Genomic DNA, 21623 nt, shown 5'->3' on the forward strand with positions numbered 1-21623 from the left:
TAAATACTTAATTTCAGTGTATAAAAAAGGGATATTGAGGAAATGATGACAAAATAATAGTCAAAATGTGAAAATGTGGTTTTTAGTAAAAAACCCTTTTTCTTTTTGTTTATTGGAAAGGAAGTAAAATTCTGATCCATAAACGCTTATAGATTTTAATAATAACGCTTGATTTGAGGGGTGAATCAGTTGACAGGTCAACTAGTTCAGTATGGACGACACCGCCAACGAAGAAGTTACGCACGAATCAGTGAAGTTTTAGAGTTACCAAATCTTATTGAAATCCAAACCTCTTCCTATCAATGGTTTCTTGATGAGGGTTTGCGTGAAATGTTCCAGGACATTTCACCAATAGAAGACTTTACTGGTAACCTATCACTAGAATTTATTGATTACAGCCTTGGCGATCCAAAGTATTCTGTTGAAGAATCAAAAGAACGGGACGTTACATATTCTGCTCCATTACGTGTAAAAGTACGTCTTGTAAACAAAGAAACAGGCGAAGTAAAAGATCAAGATGTTTTTATGGGTGATTTTCCACTTATGACTGAAACGGGTACGTTTGTCATTAACGGGGCAGAGCGTGTTATCGTTTCACAATTAGTGCGTTCTCCGAGCGTTTACTTTAGTGGGAAACTCGATAAAAATGGAAAACGTGGCTACTCGGCTACTGTCATTCCGAACCGCGGCGCTTGGCTGGAATATGAAACAGACGCCAAAGATGTCGTATATGTGAGAATAGATCGTACTCGGAAACTGCCCGTTACGGTTCTTTTGCGTGCACTTGGCTTCGGTTCTGATCAAGAAATCATCGAATTGATCGGTGATAACGAGTACATCCGTAACACATTAGAGAAGGACAATACAGAAGGTGTTGACAAAGCGCTTCTAGAAATTTACGAGCGACTTCGTCCGGGTGAACCCCCTACTGTTGAAAACGCAAAGAGTCTATTAATTTCGCGTTTCTTCGATCCAAAGCGATATGATCTTGCGAATGTAGGTCGTTATAAAATTAATAAAAAGCTTCATATTAAAAACCGCTTATTCAACCAGCGCTTAGCAGAATCCCTTGCGGATCCTGAAACGGGCGAAATTATCGCTGAAAAGGGAACAGTTCTAGACAGGAGAAACCTGGATAGAGTCTTACCAGCCTTGGAAAAGAATATTAATTTCAAAGGCTTCAATCCTTATGGTGGCGTAGTCGATGAGGAAATTACTCTTCAGGACATTAAGATTTATGCTCCTGGCGATGAAAATGAAAAAGTAATTAATGTCTTAGGTAACGCCTATGTGGCCGAACCAATTAAAAATATTACACCTGCTGATATCATTGCATCGATTAGCTACTTCTTCAATTTATTGCATGGAGTAGGCGATACAGATGATATTGACCATCTAGGAAACAGACGTCTTCGCTCTGTAGGAGAACTCCTACAAAATCAGTTCCGAATCGGATTATCCCGTATGGAACGTGTAGTTCGCGAAAGAATGTCAATCCAAGATACAGCAACAATCACACCACAGCAATTGATCAATATCCGTCCAGTTATTGCTTCGATTAAAGAGTTCTTTGGAAGCTCTCAGTTATCGCAGTTCATGGATCAAACCAACCCGCTTGCTGAATTAACACACAAGCGTCGTCTATCTGCCCTAGGGCCTGGTGGTTTAACGCGTGAGCGCGCTGGGTTCGAAGTTCGTGACGTTCACTACTCCCACTATGGTCGTATGTGTCCGATCGAAACGCCAGAGGGTCCGAACATTGGTCTGATTAACTCGTTATCATCTTATGCAAAAGTAAACCGTTTTGGGTTTATTGAAACACCTTACCGTCGTGTCGACCCTGATACAGGGAAAGTTACGAGTCGGATTGATTACTTAACTGCTGATGAAGAAGATAACTATGTTACAGCCCAAGCGAATTCTCGTCTAAGTGATGATGGTTCATTCGTCGATGAAGATGTTGTTGCTCGTTTCCGTGGTGAAAACACGGTAGTTAAACGTGAACGAATTGATTATATGGATGTATCGCCAAAGCAGGTTGTGTCTGCGGCAACAGCGTGTATCCCATTCCTTGAAAACGATGACTCCAACCGTGCCCTTATGGGTGCGAACATGCAGCGTCAAGCAGTACCGCTTATGCAGCCAGAAGCTCCTAGAGTTGGAACGGGTATGGAATACGTATCCGGTAAAGACTCAGGTGCTGCGGTTATCTGTAAGCACGAAGGTATTGTTGAGCATGTAGAATCACGTGAAGTATGGGTGCGTCGCATTAATGTTGTTGATGGTCAAGAGGTTAAAGGTAATCTTGATAAGTACCGTATGTTAAAATTCATCCGTTCCAATCAAGGAACATGTTATAACCAACGTCCAATCGTTGCTGTGGGCAACCGCGTAACAAAAGGCGAAATTCTTGCTGATGGTCCATCAATGGAACTTGGTGAATTAGCTCTTGGACGCAACGTCCTTGTTGCCTTTATGACATGGGATGGCTATAACTATGAAGATGCGATTATTATGAGTCAACGTCTTGTTAAAGATGATGTATACACATCTATCCATATCGAAGAATACGAGTCAGAATCTCGTGATACAAAGCTTGGACCTGAAGAAATTACACGTGATATTCCAAACGTGGGTGAAGATGCCCTTCGCAACTTGGATGAGCGTGGAATTATCCGTACGGGTGCGGAAGTTAAAGACGGAGACCTCCTAGTTGGTAAAGTTACGCCAAAAGGAGTTACAGAATTAACGGCAGAAGAACGTCTTTTACACGCGATCTTTGGTGAAAAGGCACGTGAAGTTCGTGATACGTCACTACGAGTTCCACATGGCGGCGGCGGAATTGTTCTTGATGTAAAAGTCTTTAATCGTGAAGATGGCGATGAACTGCCACCAGGTGTGAATCAACTAGTCCGTGTTTATATCGTTCAGAAGCGTAAGATTTCTGAGGGAGATAAAATGGCGGGACGTCATGGTAACAAAGGGGTAATCTCTCGTATTTTACCGGAAGAAGATATGCCGTTTTTACCAGATGGTACACCTGTTGATATCATGTTAAATCCACTGGGCGTACCTTCACGTATGAACATTGGACAGGTGCTTGAACTTCACCTTGGGATGGCAGCTCGCTACCTAGGTATTCATGTCGCTTCTCCTGTATTTGATGGAGCGCGTGAAGAAGATGTTTGGGGAACGATTGAAGAAGCAGGAATGGCTCGTGATGCGAAAACGGTCCTTTATGATGGCCGTTCTGGGGAACCATTTGATAACCGTGTCTCTGTGGGTGTCATGTATATGATTAAACTCGCACACATGGTCGATGATAAACTCCATGCCCGTTCAACTGGTCCTTACTCACTTGTTACGCAGCAGCCATTGGGCGGTAAAGCTCAATTTGGCGGACAGCGTTTTGGTGAGATGGAAGTTTGGGCACTTGAAGCATACGGAGCAGCATACACACTTCAAGAAATTCTTACTGTTAAATCAGATGACGTTGTTGGTCGTGTGAAGACATATGAAGCGATTGTTAAAGGTGAAAATGTTCCGGAACCTGGTGTTCCTGAATCATTCAAAGTATTAATTAAAGAACTTCAGAGTCTTGGAATGGATGTAAAAATTCTTTCTGGTGATGAAGAAGAAATTGAAATGCGCGATACGGAAGATGACGATGACTTACAACAAGTCGATACGTTAAACATCGTTCCTGAGCAAGCATTTGAATCTGAAAAAGTCGGTTCAAAAGAGTAATAATATATGCTAGTTGGAGTGCAATCTGCACTCCAACTAAACTTGATTCCTAGCTGCAGCGCGCAACCCCTCGAGGTCATAAGCCAAAATCCTCCAGAAGGCAAAAGACGCCTTCTTGCGGATCTCGTCTTATGCTTGTCGGGGCTAAGACGCGCGCTTCCGCTTTATAACGCAATAAGGGTAAAACCTGGAGATATCAAAAGGGAGGTAGGCCCCTTGCTGGATGTTAATAATTTTGAGTATATGAAGATTGGTCTTGCTTCACCGGACAAAATCCGTTCATGGTCTTTCGGAGAAGTCAAAAAACCAGAAACGATTAACTATCGTACATTAAAGCCTGAAAAGGATGGTTTATTCTGTGAACGAATTTTCGGTCCAACGAAGGACTGGGAATGTCATTGCGGGAAGTACAAGCGTGTCCGTTATAAAGGCGTAGTATGTGACCGCTGTGGTGTGGAAGTAACTCGTGCTAAAGTTCGTCGTGAACGAATGGGGCACATCGAGCTTGCTGCACCAGTTTCACATATATGGTACTTTAAAGGAATTCCAAGCCGAATGGGACTTGTTTTAGACATGTCACCAAGGGCTTTGGAGGAAATCATCTACTTTGCTTCTTATGTAGTGACGGAATCCGGTGATACAGCTCTTGATAAAAAGCAGCTATTATCTGAAAAAGAATATCGGGCATACCGTGAAAAGTACGGAAACAAATTCCAAGCTGCCATGGGTGCAGAAGCAATTAAAAAACTTCTTTTTGATATCGATTTAAACAAGGAAGTAGACGCCTTAAAAGAGGAATTAAAAAGTGCACAAGGTCAGCGTCGTACGCGTGCGATTAAACGCCTTGAAGTGCTGGAAGCATTCCGTGGTTCTGGAAATGAGCCTTCATGGATGATTCTTGACGTTCTTCCAGTTATACCTCCTGAACTACGTCCAATGGTTCAATTGGATGGGGGGAGATTTGCGACATCTGACTTAAACGATCTTTATCGTCGTGTAATAAACCGTAATAACCGCTTAAAGCGTTTGTTAGATTTAGGTGCTCCAAGCATTATTGTTCAGAATGAAAAACGGATGCTTCAAGAAGCAGTTGATGCCTTGATTGATAACGGCCGCCGCGGGCGTCCAGTTACAGGACCAGGTAACCGTCCATTGAAGTCACTTTCCCATATGCTAAAAGGAAAACAAGGCCGTTTCCGTCAAAACTTGCTTGGAAAACGTGTAGATTATTCTGGACGTTCCGTTATCGTTGTAGGACCGAACTTAAAAATGTATCAGTGCGGACTTCCTAAAGAAATGGCGTTAGAACTATTTAAGCCATTTGTTATGAAGGAACTCGTTGAAAAGGGCTTAGCGCATAACATCAAATCTGCAAAACGTAAAATAGAAAGAGTATCTCCAGATGTGTGGGATGTACTTGAAGATGTAATCAGAGAGCATCCGGTATTATTAAACCGTGCCCCTACATTGCATAGATTAGGGATTCAAGCATTTGAACCAACACTTGTTGAAGGCCGTGCGATTCGTCTTCATCCTCTTGTATGTACAGCATACAATGCAGATTTTGATGGTGACCAAATGGCTGTTCACGTGCCGCTTTCATCAGAGGCACAAGCAGAAGCACGTTTATTAATGCTTGCAGCACAAAATATCTTAAACCCTAAAGATGGTAAGCCAGTTGTTACACCTTCTCAAGACATGGTTTTAGGTAACTATTACTTAACCTTGGAAAGAGATGACGCTGTCGGTGAGGGAATGATTTTTAAAGACACGAACGAAGCAGTACTTGCTTATCAAAACGGCTATGTTCACATGCATACACGTGTAGCTGTCCATGCGGGCTCATTAGGAAATGAAACATTCACAGAAGAACAAAATAATAAGTTATTAATCACAACGGTTGGTAAACTTATTTTCAATGAAATTCTGCCAAAATCATTCCCGTATATTAATGAACCAACTAGACACAATTTGGAAGTAGAAACACCTGTAAAATATTTTGTTGAAAAAGGCGAAGACATTAAGGCGAAAATTCAAGAAATGCCATTAATTGATCCGTTCAAAAAGAAAATCCTTGGAAATATCATTGCTGAAGTATTCAAGCGTTTTAAAATTACCGAAACGTCAAAAATGCTTGACCGCATGAAGGACTTGGGCTTTAAGCATTCAACGAAAGCAGGACTTACGGTTGGTGTAGCTGACATTGTCGTACTTCCTGAAAAGCAGGAAATTCTTAAAGAAGCACAAGGTAAAGTAGATAACGTTTTGAAGCAGTTCAGACGTGGTCTAATTACTGAAGATGAGCGTTACGATCGTGTTATTGCGATCTGGAGTGCCGCAAAAGACACCATTCAAGGTAAACTAATGAAATCCCTGAATAAATCGAATCCAATCTTTATGATGAGTGATTCCGGTGCCCGTGGTAACGCATCTAACTTTACCCAGCTAGCTGGTATGCGTGGTCTGATGGCCAACCCGGCTGGGCGAATTATTGAATTACCGATTAAATCAAGTTTCCGTGAAGGATTAACCGTATTAGAGTACTTTATCTCCACTCATGGTGCGCGTAAAGGTCTTGCTGATACTGCCCTTAAAACGGCTGACTCTGGTTACTTAACACGTCGTCTTGTTGACGTTGCACAGGATGTTATTGTCCGTGAAGATGATTGTGGAACAGACCGTGGCTTTATAATCAGTGCATTAAAAGACGGAACTGAAATTATTGAAGGATTGGATGAACGTCTAATTGGCCGTCATGCACGAACTGCGATTAGACATCCAGAAACCAAGGAAGTACTTGTTCCTGAAAATGGCCTGATTACTGAGGATTTAGCAGAAATTATTGTCGAAGCAGGTATTGAACAAGTAAAAATCCGGTCCGCGTTTACATGTAATACCCGTCATGGTGTATGTAAGAAGTGTTATGGCCGCAACTTGGCAACTGGTCAAGAGGTTGAGGTTGGTGAATCTGTAGGTATTATTGCAGCGCAATCCATCGGTGAGCCGGGTACACAGTTAACAATGCGTACTTTCCATACAGGTGGTGTTGCGGGAGACGATATTACTCAAGGTTTACCGCGTATCCAAGAGATTTTTGAAGCTCGTAACCCTAAAGGTCAAGCAGTTATCACTGAAATTGAAGGTGTTGTTGTTGGAATTAATGAAGGCCGTGATCGCCAACATGAAATTGTTGTTCAAGGTGAAGTTGAATCACGCACCTACAATGCTCCATATACAGCACGCTTGAAAGTGGCAGTAAATGATCATGTCGCTCGTGGTGAAGAACTAACTGAAGGTTCGATTGACCCGAAAGAGTTAATCAGAGTAAAAGATGTTACCTCTGTTCAAGAGTACCTATTAAAAGAAGTACAAAAGGTTTACCGTATGCAAGGGGTAGAAATTGGTGATAAGCACGTTGAAGTAATGGTCCGTCAAATGCTGCGCAAGGTTCGTGTGGGTGATGCTGGTGAAACAGATGTTCTTCCAGGAACGCTTCTTGATGTCCATCAGTTTACTGATGCGAATGAAAAGGCATTGTTAGCTGGCAAATTACCGGCTACAGGTCGTCCAGTATTACTTGGTATTACCAAAGCGTCGCTTGAAACTGATTCATTCCTATCTGCAGCATCGTTCCAAGAAACAACAAGAGTTCTTACCGATGCAGCCATCAAAGGTAAACGTGATGAATTACTAGGTCTAAAAGAAAATGTTATTATCGGAAAGCTGATTCCGGCTGGAACAGGAATGCCGCGTTATCGTAAAGCTGAGCCTGTACTCCGTGATACCACTTCTGAAGAAACAGTTACTATTGATTAATGATAATAAGGGATCTGCTAACTAGCAGATTCCTTATTTTAAGAAATTTTTCAAAGTCGTGTTGACATCTATTTGTAAAGATGGTACTATATCAAAGGTGCTCCTATTCACCTGATACTTTGGAGGATATGAATTATGTCTTATGAAAAAGTATTGCAGGCACAAAAGTTCGTTATAGGAACAAAACAAACAGTCAAAGCACTTAAAGATGGTAATGTGCGAGAGTTGATCATAGCAAGTGATGCTGATGCGAAAGTAACAGCAGAAGTTGTTAAAGAAGCTCTTGATATAAATGTTCCTATCCTATATGTTGACTCGATGAAAAAACTCGGGAAGGCATGCGGGATTGAAGTTGGTGCTTCAACTGTTGCAATTATCAGCTAAAAGCGTTTTTGTAGATAGCGAGTCTGCAAAAACTTTGTTTTTGCGAAAAAATGAACCACCTGGATGTGTGGGCTTACAAATAATGAAGGGAGGAAACACAAATGCCAACTATTAACCAATTAGTGCGCAAGCCTCGTCAATCTAAAGAGGAAAAGTCAAAATCACCTGCGTTAAATAAAGGTTATAACAGTTTCAAAAAATCACAAACGAATGTATCATCACCACAAAAACGCGGTGTATGTACTCGTGTTGGTACAATGACACCAAAGAAACCAAACTCAGCGTTACGTAAATATGCGCGTGTACGTTTGACTAATGGTATTGAGGTAACAGCATACATTCCTGGTATTGGACACAATCTTCAAGAGCACAGCGTTGTTCTTATCCGTGGAGGACGTGTAAAAGACTTACCAGGGGTACGTTATCACATCGTACGTGGAGCACTTGATACAGCTGGTGTAAATAACCGTATGCAAGGACGTTCTAAATACGGTACAAAGAGACCAAAAGCTGCTAAGAAATAAAACAACTTAAATAGAAGCTTCTTTGAAAGGAGGAAATATAATGCCACGTAAAGGTCCTGTAGCAAAAAGAGACGTGTTACCAGATCCACTTTATAACTCGAAATTAGTTACTCGTTTAATCAACAAAATGATGGTTGACGGTAAAAGAGGTAAATCACAAGAAATTCTTTACTCTGCGTTCGATACAATTCGCGAACGTACTGGCAAAGAGCCGATGGAAGTTTTTGAAGCAGCGCTTAAAAACATCATGCCTGTACTTGAAGTTAAAGCTCGCCGTGTAGGTGGTGCTAACTACCAAGTTCCAGTTGAGGTGCGTCCTGACCGCCGTTCAACTCTAGGTCTTCGTTGGTTGGTGAATTATTCACGTAACCGTGGAGAAAAAACGATGGAAGAGCGTTTAGCTAATGAAATCATGGATGCAGCAAACAACACAGGTGCATCTGTTAAAAAGCGCGAAGATACACACAAAATGGCAGAAGCAAACAAAGCGTTTGCTCACTATCGTTGGTAATCTAACCTTCAATATAAAAACTTTCAAACTAGGAAGGAGAAAGACCCAATGGCAAGAGAGTTCTCCTTAGCAAACACTCGTAATATCGGTATCATGGCTCACATTGATGCCGGTAAAACGACTACCACTGAGCGTGTTCTTTATTACACTGGTCGTATCCATAAGATTGGTGAAACACATGAAGGTGCTTCTCAGATGGACTGGATGGAGCAAGAACAAGAACGCGGAATTACAATCACTTCCGCTGCAACAACAGCACAATGGCATGGCCATCGTGTAAACATTATCGATACACCAGGACACGTAGACTTCACAATCGAAGTTGAACGTTCACTTCGTGTACTCGATGGTGCGGTAGCTGTACTAGATGCACAATCAGGTGTTGAACCGCAAACTGAAACAGTTTGGCGTCAAGCAACGACTTACGGTGTACCACGTGTAGTTTTTGTTAACAAGATGGACAAAATCGGAGCAGATTTCTTATATTCTGTAAAGACATTACATGAACGTCTTGGTGCAAATGCACATCCGGTACAATTACCTATCGGCGCTGAAGATCAGTTTGAAGCAATCATTGACCTTGTGGAAATGAATGCTGTATTCTACGCAGACGACTTAGGTGAAAACATTGAAGTACGTGAAATTCCTGAAGAATATCGTGCTCAAGCTGATGAATACCGTGAAAAGTTAGTTGAAGCTGTGGCAGAGTTAGATGAAGAATTAATGGAAAAATACCTTGGTGGCGAAGAAATCACTAAAGAAGAGCTAAAAGCAGCGATTCGTAAAGGTACTGTTAATGTTGAATTCTACCCAGTCATTTGCGGGTCAGCTTTCAAAAACAAGGGTGTTCAGTTAATGCTTGATGCAGTAATTGATTATCTTCCATCTCCATTAGATGTACCAGCTATTAAGGGTACTCTACCAGATACGGATGAAGAAATTGAGCGTCACTCAAGTGACGAAGAGCCATTCTCTGCACTTGCATTTAAAGTTATGACTGATCCTTATGTTGGTAAATTAACATTCTTCCGTGTTTACTCTGGTACTTTAGAGTCTGGATCATATGTTCAAAACTCGACTAAAGGCAAGCGTGAGCGTGTTGGACGTATCCTACAAATGCATGCAAACAGCCGTCAGGAAATTTCAAAAGTCTATGCTGGAGATATTGCTGCTGCTGTTGGTTTGAAAGATACGACTACTGGTGATACACTTTGTGATGACAAAAACCTTGTTATCCTTGAGTCAATGGTGTTCCCAGAGCCTGTAATTCAACTTTCAGTTGAACCAAAATCAAAAGCAGACCAAGATAAAATGTCTAATGCACTGCAAAAACTACAAGAAGAAGACCCATCTTTCCGTGCGCATACTGACCAGGAAACTGGACAAACCATTATTGCTGGTATGGGTGAACTTCACCTAGATATTATCGTTGACCGTATGCGTCGTGAATTTAAGGTTGAAGCTAATGTAGGTGCTCCGCAGGTTGCATATCGTGAAACTTTCCGTTCTTCTGCATCAGTTGAAGGCAAGTTCGCGCGTCAATCTGGTGGACGTGGACAGTATGGACATGTTTGGATTGAATTCTCACCTAATGATGAAGGTAAAGGATTCGAGTTTGTAAACGGTATTGTTGGTGGTGTTGTTCCTCGTGAATACATTCCTGCAGTACAAGCTGGTCTTGAAGATTCACTTGATCGCGGTGTTCTTGCTGGATATCCTTTAGTGGATATTAAAGCAAGACTATTTGATGGATCATACCATGATGTTGACTCATCTGAAATGGCTTTTAAAATTGCTGCTTCAATGGCATTAAAAAATGCTGCTTCTAAATGTAGTCCAGTAATACTTGAACCTATCATGAAGGTTGAAGTTATTATCCCTGAAGAATATTTAGGAGATATCATGGGGCAAATCACAGCTCGTCGTGGTCGTGTTGAAGGAATGGACGCACGAGGTAACGCTCAAGTAGTTCGTTCAATGGTTCCGCTATCTGAAATGTTTGGTTATGCTACATCTCTTCGTTCAAGTACACAAGGTCGTGGTGTATTCTCTATGCACTTTGATCACTATGAAGAAGTACCAAAATCAATTTCGGAAGAAATTATTAAAAAAAGTAAAGGTGAATAATTGATTTTCACCTTTTGATAAAGTATAACTACAATTGTAAGCAGTGGAAGCCGTGAATTTGGGCAACCCTATTCACGGCTTACATAAAAAACTAAACTTAAATTTTTATAATTTAGAGGAGGATTTCCTAATGGGTAAAGCTAAATTCGACCGTTCAAAGCCACACGTTAACATTGGTACAATCGGACACGTTGACCATGGTAAAACAACTTTAACAGCTGCAATCACTTCTGTACTTGCTAAATCAGGTAAAGCAGAAGCACGTGCATACGATCAAATCGATGGTGCACCAGAAGAAAAAGAACGTGGTATCACAATCTCTACTGCACACGTAGAATATGAAACAGATGCTCGTCACTATGCACACGTAGACTGCCCAGGACATGCTGACTATGTTAAAAACATGATCACTGGTGCTGCGCAAATGGACGGCGGTATCCTAGTTGTATCTGCAACTGACGGCCCAATGCCACAAACTCGTGAACACATCCTTCTTTCACGTCAAGTAGGTGTACCATACCTTGTTGTATTCATGAACAAGTGTGACATGGTTGACGATGAAGAGCTTCTTGAATTAGTAGAAATGGAAATTCGTGATCTATTATCAGAATACGACTTCCCTGGCGATGACACTCCAGTTATCAAAGGTTCTGCACTTAAAGCATTAGAAGGCGAAGCTGCGTGGGAAGAAAAAATCAATGAACTTATGACTGCGGTTGATGAGTGGATTCCAACGCCAACTCGTGACACTGACAAACCTTTCATGATGCCTGTTGAGGATGTATTCTCAATCACTGGCCGTGGAACAGTTGCTACTGGACGTGTAGAGCGTGGAGTAGTTAAAGTTGGGGATGTAGTTGAAATCGTAGGTTTCACTGAAGAGCCAAAATCTACTACTGTAACAGGTGTAGAAATGTTCCGTAAGTTACTTGATTTCGCTGAAGCTGGTGACAACATCGGTGCCCTTCTTCGTGGTGTAGCACGTGAAGATATCGAACGTGGTCAAGTATTGGCTAAACCAAAGTCAATCACTCCACACACAAAGTTCAAAGCACAAGTTTATGTATTATCAAAAGAAGAAGGTGGACGTCACACTCCATTCTTCTCAAACTACCGTCCACAATTCTATTTCCGTACTTCTGATATCACTGGTATCTGTATGCTTCCAGAAGGTACTGAAATGGTTATGCCTGGCGACCACATCGAAATGACTGTTGAACTTATCGCTCCAATCGCTATCGAAGAAGGAACTAAGTTCTCTATTCGTGAAGGTGGACGTACAGTAGGTTCAGGTTCAATCACTACAATCACTGAGTAATTAGAAACCGCAGCTACTTTGGTGCTGAGTGGATAATTATTAAACATATAAAGAGCAGATGGGTGACGATCCATCTGCTTTTTTGTTGTTTTGGCTGTGTTAAAGGCATTGTTGCCTGGAGCGGAAATCAACAGACAAGTTTAACACAGCCATTGTTTTTAAAAAGGTTTTAGATCGAGTTTCTTCTATATAAATATATTCATAATATTTGTAACTCAACCTTTATATTAGGATATTTCTGGAGATTGATAATAATAGTTGATAAAGTGTTTATCAGCCGCTATAATAGGAAAAGTGTTCGAAATAGAAGCATAAAAAAAAATCGTAATAAGTGTTGCGTTTGTTTTATGTTTTATGTATAATAGACAATGTTGGTCTTTGACTGCGATGATGTGGAAGGTTGCTGACACACCCGGCCGCTTTGCCATGGCGAGTGTGTGAGGGAAATTTTCACTGAGAATGTCTATTTAGAAAATAGGCGAATAAAGGAGGGAAAATAATGGCAAAACAAAAAATTCGTATCCGTTTAAAAGCGTATGATCACAGAATCCTTGATCAATCTGCAGAAAAAATCGTTGAAACAGCAAAACGTTCTGGTGCGGCTGTATCTGGTCCAATTCCGCTACCGACTGAAAAAACTATTTACACGATTCTGCGTGCGGTTCATAAATACAAAGATTCACGTGAGCAATTCGAACAACGGACACATAAGCGTCTAATCGACATCGTTAACCCAACTCCACAAACAGTTGATGCGTTAATGCGTTTAGATTTACCATCTGGTGTTGATATCGAAATTAAACTTTAATCAAAATAAATGATAAATAATCTAGGAGGTGTGACTTAAATGACCAAAGGAATCTTAGGAAGAAAGATTGGTATGACTCAAGTATTTGCAAGTAACGGTAACTTAATTCCTGTAACTGTAGTTGAGGTAGCTCCAAACGTAGTTCTTCAAAAGAAATCAGTTGACAGCGATGGATATGTTGCAGTTCAAGTTGGTTTTGAAGACAAACGTGAAAAGTTAGCTAACAAACCAGAAAAAGGCCATGTTGCTAAAGCAAACACTGCTCCTAAGCGCTTCGTTCGCGAATTCCGCGGAGATGACTTAGCAAGCTATGAAGTTGGTCAAGAAGTCAAGGTTGATATTTTCGCTGCTGGCGATATCGTAGATGTAACAGGAATCTCAAAGGGTAAAGGTTTCCAAGGTGTAATTAAACGCCACGGACAATCACGCGGCCCAATGGCCCACGGTTCACGTTACCACCGTCGTCCTGGTTCAATGGGACCAGTTGCTCCAAACCGCGTATTCAAAGGTAAATTATTACCTGGCCGTATGGGTGGAGAACAAATCACTGTACAAAACCTTGAAATCGTAAAGGTTGATACAGAGCGTAACTTACTTTTAATCAAAGGTAATGTACCTGGCGCTAAAAAAGCTTTATTAAAAATTAAAGGTGCGATTAAAGCATAGTCACTTTTTAAGAAAGGAGGAACAAAGGAATGCCTAAAGTAGCATTATTAAACCAAACTGGATCACAAGTTGGTGATATCGAACTTAATGATTCTGTATTTGGTATTGAGCCTAACCAGCACGTATTATTTGAAGCAATTGTTATGCAAAGAGCTTCATTACGTCAAGGAACTCATAAAACTAAAATTCGTTCTGAAGTACGCGGCGGTGGTCGTAAGCCATGGCGTCAAAAAGGAACTGGACGCGCTCGTCAAGGGTCAATCCGTTCTCCACAATGGCGCGGAGGTGGTACTGTATTCGGTCCAACACCACGCAGCTACAGCTATAAATTACCGAAAAAAGTTCGTCGTTTAGCAATCAAATCTGCGCTTTCTTCTAAAGTGTTAGAAGAAAACATTTTAGTGTTAGATATCTTAGCTATCGATACTCCGAAAACGAAAGATTTCAAAACAGTATTAAACGGTCTTTCTGTTGAGAAAAAAGCATTAATCGTTACAGCTGACCTTGACGAAAATGTAGCACTTTCTGCTCGTAACATTCCTGGTATCACAGTAGTAACAGCAGATGGAATTAACGTATTAGATGTTGTTAATCATGAGAAGTTAATCATGACTAAAGCAGCGGTTGAAAAAGTAGAGGAGGTGCTTGCATAATGGATGCACGCGATATCATTAAGCGCCCCGTTATCACTGAACGTACTACTGACCTAATGGCTGAAAAGAAATATACTTTTGAAGTTGATGTGAGAGCTAACAAAACACAAGTTAAAGATGCAATCGAAGAAATCTTTAGCGTTGATGTTGAGAAAGTAAACATCATGAACTACAAAGGTAAATTTAAGCGTATGGGAAAATTCGGTGGTTACACAAATAAACGTCGTAAAGCAATTGTAAAATTAACTACTGATAGCAAAGAAATCGAATTCTTTGAAGCATAAGAACCTATCAAGAAGAGGAGGGAAATAAAATGGCGATTAAAAAGTACAAACCTACCTCCAATGGTCGTCGCGGAATGACTACTTCTGATTTCGCAGAAATCACAACTAGCACTCCAGAAAAATCTCTATTAGCACCTGTAAAGAGAAAAGGCGGCCGTAATAACCAAGGTAAGTTAACTGTTCGTCATCAAGGTGGCGGTCATAAACGTCAATACCGTTTAATTGACTTTAAACGTAACAAAGATGGCATACCTGGACGCGTTGCTACGATCGAATACGATCCAAACCGTTCTGCAAATATCGCGTTAATCAACTACGTGGATGGAGAAAAGCGTTATATCTTAGCTCCTAAAAACCTAGTAGTTGGATTGGAAGTAATGTCTGGCCCTGAGGCTGATATTAAAGTGGGTAACGCACTTCCACTAACAAACATTCCTGTTGGTACAGTAGTACACAACATCGAGTTAAAACCAGGTAAAGGCGGCCAGTTAGTTCGTTCTGCTGGAACAAGCGCACAAGTACTTGGTAAAGAAGGAAAATACGTACTAGTACGTTTAAATTCTGGAGAAGTTCGTATGATTCTTGCTGAATGCCGTGCAACAATCGGTCAAGTAGGTAACGAACAACACGAATTAATTAACATTGGTAAAGCAGGACGTAATCGTTGGTTAGGCAAGCGCCCAACTGTACGTGGATCTGTTATGAACCCTAACGATCACCCACACGGTGGTGGTGAAGGACGTTCACCAATCGGACGTAAGTCACCAATGTCTCCATGGGGTAAACCAACTCTTGGTTACAAAACTCGTAAAAAGAAAAACAAATCAGATAAGTTTATCGTACGTCGTCGTAAAAAATAACGTGATTCTCCTACGGTTCAAAGAAAGAACCGTAGAACAGTCACGAAGGGAGGTTCCTTCATGGGTCGCAGCTTAAAAAAAGGACCATTTGTTGATGATCATTTAATGGTTAAGGTAGAAAAGTTGAACGAGACTGAAAGCAAACAAGTTATTAAAACTTGGTCACGCCGTTCTACAATCTTCCCACAATTTATTGGCCACACTATCGCTGTATATGATGGTCGCAAACACGTGCCTGTATATGTTACTGAAGACATGGTAGGACACAAGCTTGGAGAATTTGCTCCAACTCGTGCTTACAAGGGCCATGGTAATGATGACAAGAAAACAAGACGTTAAGAGAGGAGGGCATCCAAATGCAAGCTAAAGCTGTTGCAAGAACAGTTCGTATTGCTCCTCGTAAAGCACGTTTAGTCGTAGATTTAATTCGAGGAAAGCAAATTGGTGAAGCTGTGGCGATTTTAAATCTCACACCTAAGGCTGCTTCTCCAATTGTGGAAAAAGTATTAAAATCAGCTATGGCAAACGCTGAGCACAACTATGAGATGGACGTTAACAACCTAGTTGTTGCACAAGCATTTGTTGACGAAGGACCAACGTTGAAACGTTTCCGTCCTCGCGCAATGGGCCGTGCAAGCCAGATCTTAAAGCGCACTAGCCACATCACAATCGTATTATCAGAAAAGAAGGAGGGATAAGCTGTGGGTCAAAAAGTAAATCCTGTCGGTTTGCGTATTGGAATCATCCGTGATTGGGAATCTAAATGGTACGCAGGCAAAGACTTCGCTACTCTTTTACACGAAGACCTTAAAATTCGTGAATACATCACGAAGCGTTTAAAAGATGCTTCTGTTTCTAAAGTAGAAATCGAACGTGCTGCAAACCGTGTAAACGTAACAGTGCATACAGCTAAGCCTGGTATGGTTATTGGTAAAGGCGGTACGGAAGTTGAAGCACTTCGTAAAGCACTAAATCAATTAACTGGCAAACGTGTTCACATCAATATCCTTGAAATCAAGAGAGCTGACCTTGATGCGAAACTTGTTGCTGAAAATATTGCTCGTCAATTAGAAAACCGTGTATCTTTCCGTCGTGCACAAAAGCAAGCTATTCAACGTGCTATGCGTGCTGGTTCGAAAGGTATTAAAACACAAGTATCTGGTCGTCTTGGCGGTGCAGATATCGCTCGTGCTGAACATTACAGCGAAGGAACTGTTCCACTTCATACTCTTCGCGCAGATATCGACTATGCTACTGCTGAAGCCGATACTACTTATGGTAAGTTAGGCGTAAAAGTATGGATCTATAAGGGAGAAGTCCTTCCTACTAAGAAGAAAAATGCGGAAGGAGGCAAATAATCATGTTATTGCCAAAACGCGTAAAATATCGCCGTCAACACCGTGGTAACATGCGTGGTAACGCAAAAGGCGGTACAGAAGTAACATTCGGTGAATTCGGCCTACAAGCTTTAGAAGCTTCATGGATAACGAATCGTCAAATCGAAGCAGCACGTATTGCGATGACACGTTACATGAAACGTGGCGGTAAAGTATGGATTAAAATTTTCCCACACAAGCCTTACACTGCTAAACCTCTAGAAGTACGGATGGGTTCCGGTAAAGGGGCACCTGAAGGCTGGGTAGCTGTTGTTAAGCCTGGAAAAATCATGTTCGAAATTGCTGGCGTTTCTGAAGAGATCGCTCGTGAAGCACTTCGACTTGCAATGCACAAACTTCCTGTTAAGTGTAAGTTTGTTAAACGAGAAGAAATTGGTGGTGAATCAAATGAAAGCTAATGAACTTCGTGACCTAACCACTGCTGAAATTGAACAAAAAGTAAAATCTTTAAAAGAAGAACTTTTCAACCTTCGCTTTCAATTGGCGACAGGACAACTTGAAAACACTGCTCGCATTCGTGAAGTACGCAAAGCGATTGCTCGTATGAAAACAGTTGTTCGTGAAAGAGAAATCAACGTTAACAAGTGATAATTGAAGGGAGGTTCACACAATGAGTGAACGCAACCAACGTAAAGTTTACACAGGACGCGTTGTTTCTGACAAGATGGATAAAACAGTAACGGTTCTTGTTGAAACACAAAAAAAGCATCCTTTATATGGTAAACGCGTTAAGTACTCTAAAAAGTATAAAGCTCATGATGAGCAAAACGAAGCAAAAATCGGCGATGTAGTACGTATCATGGAAACTCGTCCGCTTTCAGCTACTAAGCGTTTCCGTTTAGTTGAAGTTGTAGAAAAAGCAGTTATTATTTAATTGTTCGGATTAAGCTTCATTCCGAAGGGAGGTTACACACATGATTCAACAAGAATCACGTTTAAAAGTTGCTGACAACTCTGGTGCTCGTGAGGTACTAACGATTAAAGTTCTTGGTGGTTCAGGTCGCAAGTTTGCTGGTATTGGTGATGTTATCGTCTGTACAGTAAAACAAGCAACACCAGGTGGCGTTGTTAAAAAAGGTGACGTTGTTAAAGCAGTTATTGTTCGTACAAAGAGCGGTGCTCGTCGACCTGACGGTTCATACATTCGTTTTGATGAAAACGCATGTGTAATTATCAAAGATGATAAGAGCCCACGCGGAACTCGTATCTTCGGACCAGTTGCCCGTGAACTTCGCGACAACAACTTTATGAAAATCGTTTCTCTAGCTCCAGAAGTACTATAATTTAAATTCAAATGCCTTTAAGGAGGTGCTTAATGATGCATGTGAAAAAAGGTGACAACGTAAGAGTCATCTCTGGAAAGGATAAAGGCAAAACAGGAGTAATCCTTGCTGCTTATCCTAAAGAAAGCCGTGTACTAGTAGAAGGCGTGAACATTGCAAAGAAACACTCTAAACCTTCTCAAGTGAATCCACAAGGCGGTATCATCAGCTTTGAGGCTCCAATTCATGTATCGAACGTAATGCCTATCGATCCTAAGTCTGGTAACCCGACTCGTGTAGGTTCCACTACGGTAGATGGCAAAAAAGTACGCGTAGCAAAATCCGGTGAAATTTTAGATAAATAGTTTAAAATTAAGAAGGGAGGTACAATAAGTGAACCGCCTAAAAGAAAAATTTGTTAAAGAAGTTACTCCTGCTCTTATGAGCAAGTTCAACTATAAATCAGTTATGGAAGTTCCTAAACTCGATAAAATCGTCTTGAACATGGGCGTTGGTGATGCAGTTGCAAATGCAAAGGCACTTGATATTGCAGTTGAAGAACTTGCAACAATCACAGGTCAAAAACCAGTCGTAACACGTGCGAAAAAATCAATCGCTGGCTTCCGCCTTCGTGAAGGTATGCCAATCGGTGCAAAAGTTACACTTCGCGGTGAGCGCATGTACGAATTCTTGGATAAATTAGTTTCAGTTTCTTTACCTCGTGTACGTGACTTCCGTGGTATTTCTAAAAAAGCATTCGACGGTCGCGGTAACTATACATTAGGGATTAAAGAACAATTAATCTTCCCTGAAATTGATTACGATAAAGTAAGCAAGGTTCGTGGTATGGATATCGTTATCGTAACGACTGCTAAAACTGATGAAGAATCTCGTGAACTTTTAACTCAATTTGGAATGCCATTCCAAAAGTAATCGTTAAATAATGGAGGCGAAAACGTGGCTAAAAAGTCAATGATTGCGAAACAAAAGCGCACGCCTAAATATGCAGTACAAGAGTATACACGCTGCGAACGTTGTGGCCGTCCACACTCTGTATACCGTAAATTTAAGCTTTGTCGTATTTGTTTCCGCGAATTAGCGTACAAAGGACAAATTCCTGGTGTTAAAAAAGCTAGCTGGTAAAACCCAAGTCTGGGAAGGAGGTAAAAATAATGGTCATGACAGATCCAATTGCTGATATGCTTACTCGCATTCGTAATGCGAATATGGTGCGTCACGAAAAGTTAGAAGTGCCTGCTTCTAATACGAAAAAAGAAATTGCTGAAATTTTAAAGCGCGAAGGTTTCGTACGTGACGTCGAATTCATCGAAGACAACAAACAAGGTATCATCCGTATCTTCTTAAAATACGGTGCTAGTAACGAACGTGTTATTACTGGTCTTAAGCGCATAAGCAAGCCTGGACTTAGAGTTTACGCAAAATCAACTGAGGTACCACGCGTTCTTAACGGTCTTGGTATCGCATTAGTATCAACATCACAAGGTGTTATTACAGATAAAGAAGCTCGTGCAAAACAAATCGGCGGAGAAGTATTAGCTTACGTTTGGTAATTGAGCTTTTGAATGAATGGAGGTGCACTAAATGTCTCGCGTAGGAAAAAAACCAATTGTTATTCCAGCAGGAGTTACAGTTACTTTAAATAATAGTACTGCTACAGTTAAAGGACCTAAAGGTGAACTTACTCGTACTTTCCATCCTGATATTACTATCAACGTGGAAGAGAATCTTGTAACAATCACTCGTCCTTCTGATGTAAAAGAACACCGCGCATTACACGGAACTACTCGTGCCGTGCTTGCGAACATGATTGAAGGTGTATCCACTGGCTTCACTAGAGGCTTAGAGTTAATCGGGGTTGGTTATCGTGCTCAAAAGCAAGGTACCAAGCTTGTATTAAACGTTGGATACTCTCATCCAGTTGAGATCGAACCTGAAGAGGGCCTTGAAATCGAGGTGCCTGCTAATACAAAAATCGTTATCAAAGGTACTGACAAAGAACGTGTTGGTGCATTAGCAGCGAATATTCGCGGAGTTCGTCCTCCTGAGCCTTATAAAGGTAAAGGAATTCGTTACGAAGGTGAATTTGTTCGTCGTAAAGAAGGTAAAACTGGTAAGTAATGCCTCATAGGTAAACGAAAGGAGTGACGTAAATGATTACGAAGCTTGATAAAAACGCTACTCGCAAGAAAAGACATGCTCGTGTTCGTGCGAAACTTAGCGGAACTTCAGCTCGTCCACGTCTAAATGTGTTTCGTTCTAACAAACATATTTATGCTCAAATAATTGATGACATTAATGGTGTAACTTTAGCAAGTGCTTCTACTTTAGATAAAGACTTTACTTTAGAATCAACTAATAATGTTGAAGCTGCTAAAATGATCGGTGAGTTAGTTGCTAAACGTGCGGTAGAAAAAGGTATCACTTCTATTGTCTTTGATCGTGGCGGATACCTATACCATGGACGTATTCAAGTATTAGCTGATGCTGCCCGTGAAAACGGCTTACAATTCTAAAAGACAAAGGAGGGACACAAAAAGATGCGTCGTATTGATCCAAACAAACTTGAACTAGAAGAACGCGTAGTCACGGTTAACCGTGTTGCGAAAGTTGTTAAAGGTGGACGTCGTTTCCGCTTCACAGCCCTTGTTGTTGTAGGCGACAAAAACGGTCACGTTGGTTTCGGTACTGGTAAAGCTCAAGAAGTACCTGATGCTATTCGTAAAGCCATCGAAGATGCAAAGAAAAACTTAGTAGAAGTAGCTATGGTTGGAACAACCATTCCTCACCAAGTAATCGGACGTTTTGGTGCTGGTGAAATTCTTCTAAAACCTGCTTCAGAAGGTACAGGAGTTATCGCTGGTGGACCAGTTCGTGCTGTACTAGAGTTAGGCGGAGTAGCTGATATCCTTTCTAAGTCATTAGGAACAAATACTCCTATTAACATGGTTCGTGCAACAATTGATGGTTTAAAACAATTAAAACGTGCTGAAGACGTAGCTAAACTACGTGGTAAATCAGTAGAAGAACTGTTAGGATACGGGGGGAAATAAAATGGCGAATAAACTATTAGTTACCCTCACTCGCAGCGTAATTGGCCGTCCTGGCGACCAACGTGAAACAGTTAAAGCTTTAGGATTACGTAAATTAAATCAAACAGTTGAGCATCAAGATAACGCTGCTATTCGCGGTATGATTACCAAAGTTGCTCACCTTGTTACAGTTAAAGAACAATAATTAATTGTTTT

General features: G+C 41.1%; 27 protein-coding genes. All 27 read left to right on the forward strand.

What is annotated here, in order from left to right:
* Window positions 1-189: 189 nt before the first annotated feature.
* The 27 genes from rpoB (at window position 190) to rpmD (ending at window position 21612) form a co-directional block, all read left to right on the forward strand.
* Window positions 190-3747 carry a DNA-directed RNA polymerase subunit beta gene (rpoB, locus tag J7E63_RS01125; protein ID WP_215009929.1) on the forward strand — a complete coding sequence of 1186 codons (3558 nt, stop codon included), beginning with the start codon at window positions 190-192 and terminating at the stop codon, window positions 3745-3747.
* A gap of 216 nt (window positions 3748-3963) precedes the next feature.
* Window positions 3964-7563, forward strand: a complete 3600-nt coding sequence (gene rpoC, locus J7E63_RS01130) for a DNA-directed RNA polymerase subunit beta' (RefSeq protein ID WP_215009930.1) — start codon at window positions 3964-3966, stop codon at window positions 7561-7563.
* A gap of 135 nt (window positions 7564-7698) precedes the next feature.
* Window positions 7699-7947, forward strand: a complete 249-nt coding sequence (locus J7E63_RS01135; protein WP_215009931.1) for a 50S ribosomal protein L7ae-like protein — start codon at window positions 7699-7701, stop codon at window positions 7945-7947.
* Between the two features lie 101 nt (window positions 7948-8048).
* Window positions 8049-8471: a 30S ribosomal protein S12 gene (gene rpsL / locus J7E63_RS01140; protein ID WP_026565517.1), complete on the forward strand. Its 423-nt coding sequence runs from the start codon at window positions 8049-8051 to the stop codon at window positions 8469-8471.
* A gap of 40 nt (window positions 8472-8511) precedes the next feature.
* The gene (gene rpsG / locus J7E63_RS01145; protein ID WP_098933842.1) at window positions 8512-8982 is read left to right on the forward strand and encodes a 30S ribosomal protein S7; all 471 of its coding nucleotides are present in this window, start codon (window positions 8512-8514) and stop codon (window positions 8980-8982) included.
* 48 nt (window positions 8983-9030) lie between these two features.
* Window positions 9031-11109, forward strand: a complete 2079-nt coding sequence (fusA, locus tag J7E63_RS01150) for an elongation factor G (RefSeq protein ID WP_214716671.1) — start codon at window positions 9031-9033, stop codon at window positions 11107-11109.
* A gap of 130 nt (window positions 11110-11239) precedes the next feature.
* Complete coding sequence (gene tuf / locus J7E63_RS01155) at window positions 11240-12427, forward strand: elongation factor Tu (protein ID WP_088084983.1); 1188 nt, start codon at window positions 11240-11242, stop codon at window positions 12425-12427.
* Between the two features lie 499 nt (window positions 12428-12926).
* On the forward strand, window positions 12927-13235 hold the full coding sequence (gene rpsJ / locus J7E63_RS01160; RefSeq protein ID WP_066094693.1) for a 30S ribosomal protein S10: 309 nt from the start codon (window positions 12927-12929) through the stop codon (window positions 13233-13235).
* Between the two features lie 39 nt (window positions 13236-13274).
* Entirely contained in the window at window positions 13275-13901 is a 627-nt protein-coding gene (rplC, locus tag J7E63_RS01165) for a 50S ribosomal protein L3 (RefSeq protein ID WP_098933839.1), read from the forward strand.
* Between the two features lie 29 nt (window positions 13902-13930).
* Entirely contained in the window at window positions 13931-14554 is a 624-nt protein-coding gene (gene rplD / locus J7E63_RS01170; protein WP_168241503.1) for a 50S ribosomal protein L4, read from the forward strand.
* Window positions 14551-14838: a 50S ribosomal protein L23 gene (rplW, locus tag J7E63_RS01175; protein WP_174523456.1), complete on the forward strand. Its 288-nt coding sequence runs from the start codon at window positions 14551-14553 to the stop codon at window positions 14836-14838. The genes rplD and rplW overlap by 4 nt, the downstream gene beginning before the upstream one ends.
* A gap of 29 nt (window positions 14839-14867) precedes the next feature.
* Window positions 14868-15698: a 50S ribosomal protein L2 gene (rplB, locus tag J7E63_RS01180; protein ID WP_088084986.1), complete on the forward strand. Its 831-nt coding sequence runs from the start codon at window positions 14868-14870 to the stop codon at window positions 15696-15698.
* A 60-nt stretch (window positions 15699-15758) separates the two neighbouring features.
* On the forward strand, window positions 15759-16037 hold the full coding sequence (gene rpsS, locus J7E63_RS01185; protein WP_026565526.1) for a 30S ribosomal protein S19: 279 nt from the start codon (window positions 15759-15761) through the stop codon (window positions 16035-16037).
* Window positions 16038-16054: 17 nt separating this feature from the next.
* On the forward strand, window positions 16055-16396 hold the full coding sequence (gene rplV, locus J7E63_RS01190; protein WP_088084987.1) for a 50S ribosomal protein L22: 342 nt from the start codon (window positions 16055-16057) through the stop codon (window positions 16394-16396).
* 3 nt (window positions 16397-16399) lie between these two features.
* Window positions 16400-17056: a 30S ribosomal protein S3 gene (rpsC, locus tag J7E63_RS01195; protein ID WP_214716672.1), complete on the forward strand. Its 657-nt coding sequence runs from the start codon at window positions 16400-16402 to the stop codon at window positions 17054-17056.
* A gap of 2 nt (window positions 17057-17058) precedes the next feature.
* Window positions 17059-17493, forward strand: a complete 435-nt coding sequence (gene rplP, locus J7E63_RS01200) for a 50S ribosomal protein L16 (RefSeq protein ID WP_026565529.1) — start codon at window positions 17059-17061, stop codon at window positions 17491-17493.
* Entirely contained in the window at window positions 17483-17683 is a 201-nt protein-coding gene (gene rpmC, locus J7E63_RS01205; protein WP_026565530.1) for a 50S ribosomal protein L29, read from the forward strand. The genes rplP and rpmC overlap by 11 nt, the downstream gene beginning before the upstream one ends.
* A 22-nt stretch (window positions 17684-17705) precedes the next feature.
* Complete coding sequence (gene rpsQ / locus J7E63_RS01210; RefSeq protein WP_088084990.1) at window positions 17706-17969, forward strand: 30S ribosomal protein S17; 264 nt, start codon at window positions 17706-17708, stop codon at window positions 17967-17969.
* Between the two features lie 40 nt (window positions 17970-18009).
* Window positions 18010-18378, forward strand: coding sequence for a 50S ribosomal protein L14 (gene rplN / locus J7E63_RS01215; protein WP_026565532.1), 369 nt, complete (start codon window positions 18010-18012; stop codon window positions 18376-18378).
* Window positions 18379-18413: 35 nt separating this feature from the next.
* Window positions 18414-18722 (forward strand): 50S ribosomal protein L24, encoded by a 309-nt coding sequence (gene rplX, locus J7E63_RS01220; protein WP_098933856.1) that lies wholly within the window; start codon window positions 18414-18416, stop codon window positions 18720-18722.
* 28 nt (window positions 18723-18750) lie between these two features.
* A complete protein-coding gene (gene rplE / locus J7E63_RS01225) occupies window positions 18751-19290 on the forward strand; it encodes a 50S ribosomal protein L5 (RefSeq protein ID WP_215009932.1) in 540 nt (179 codons plus the stop codon).
* 24 nt (window positions 19291-19314) lie between these two features.
* Complete coding sequence (locus J7E63_RS01230; RefSeq protein WP_034676107.1) at window positions 19315-19500, forward strand: type Z 30S ribosomal protein S14; 186 nt, start codon at window positions 19315-19317, stop codon at window positions 19498-19500.
* Window positions 19501-19529: 29 nt separating this feature from the next.
* Window positions 19530-19928: a 30S ribosomal protein S8 gene (rpsH, locus tag J7E63_RS01235; RefSeq protein ID WP_215009933.1), complete on the forward strand. Its 399-nt coding sequence runs from the start codon at window positions 19530-19532 to the stop codon at window positions 19926-19928.
* Window positions 19929-19959: 31 nt separating this feature from the next.
* Window positions 19960-20496: a 50S ribosomal protein L6 gene (gene rplF, locus J7E63_RS01240; RefSeq protein WP_088084994.1), complete on the forward strand. Its 537-nt coding sequence runs from the start codon at window positions 19960-19962 to the stop codon at window positions 20494-20496.
* A 32-nt stretch (window positions 20497-20528) separates the two neighbouring features.
* A complete protein-coding gene (gene rplR / locus J7E63_RS01245) occupies window positions 20529-20891 on the forward strand; it encodes a 50S ribosomal protein L18 (RefSeq protein ID WP_088084995.1) in 363 nt (120 codons plus the stop codon).
* A 24-nt stretch (window positions 20892-20915) separates the two neighbouring features.
* On the forward strand, window positions 20916-21428 hold the full coding sequence (gene rpsE / locus J7E63_RS01250) for a 30S ribosomal protein S5 (RefSeq protein WP_215009934.1): 513 nt from the start codon (window positions 20916-20918) through the stop codon (window positions 21426-21428).
* Window position 21429: 1 nt separating this feature from the next.
* Window positions 21430-21612: a 50S ribosomal protein L30 gene (rpmD, locus tag J7E63_RS01255; protein ID WP_088084997.1), complete on the forward strand. Its 183-nt coding sequence runs from the start codon at window positions 21430-21432 to the stop codon at window positions 21610-21612.
* Window positions 21613-21623: the final 11 nt, after the last annotated feature.

It is taken from the genome of Bacillus sp. ISL-75 (assembly GCF_018613095.1).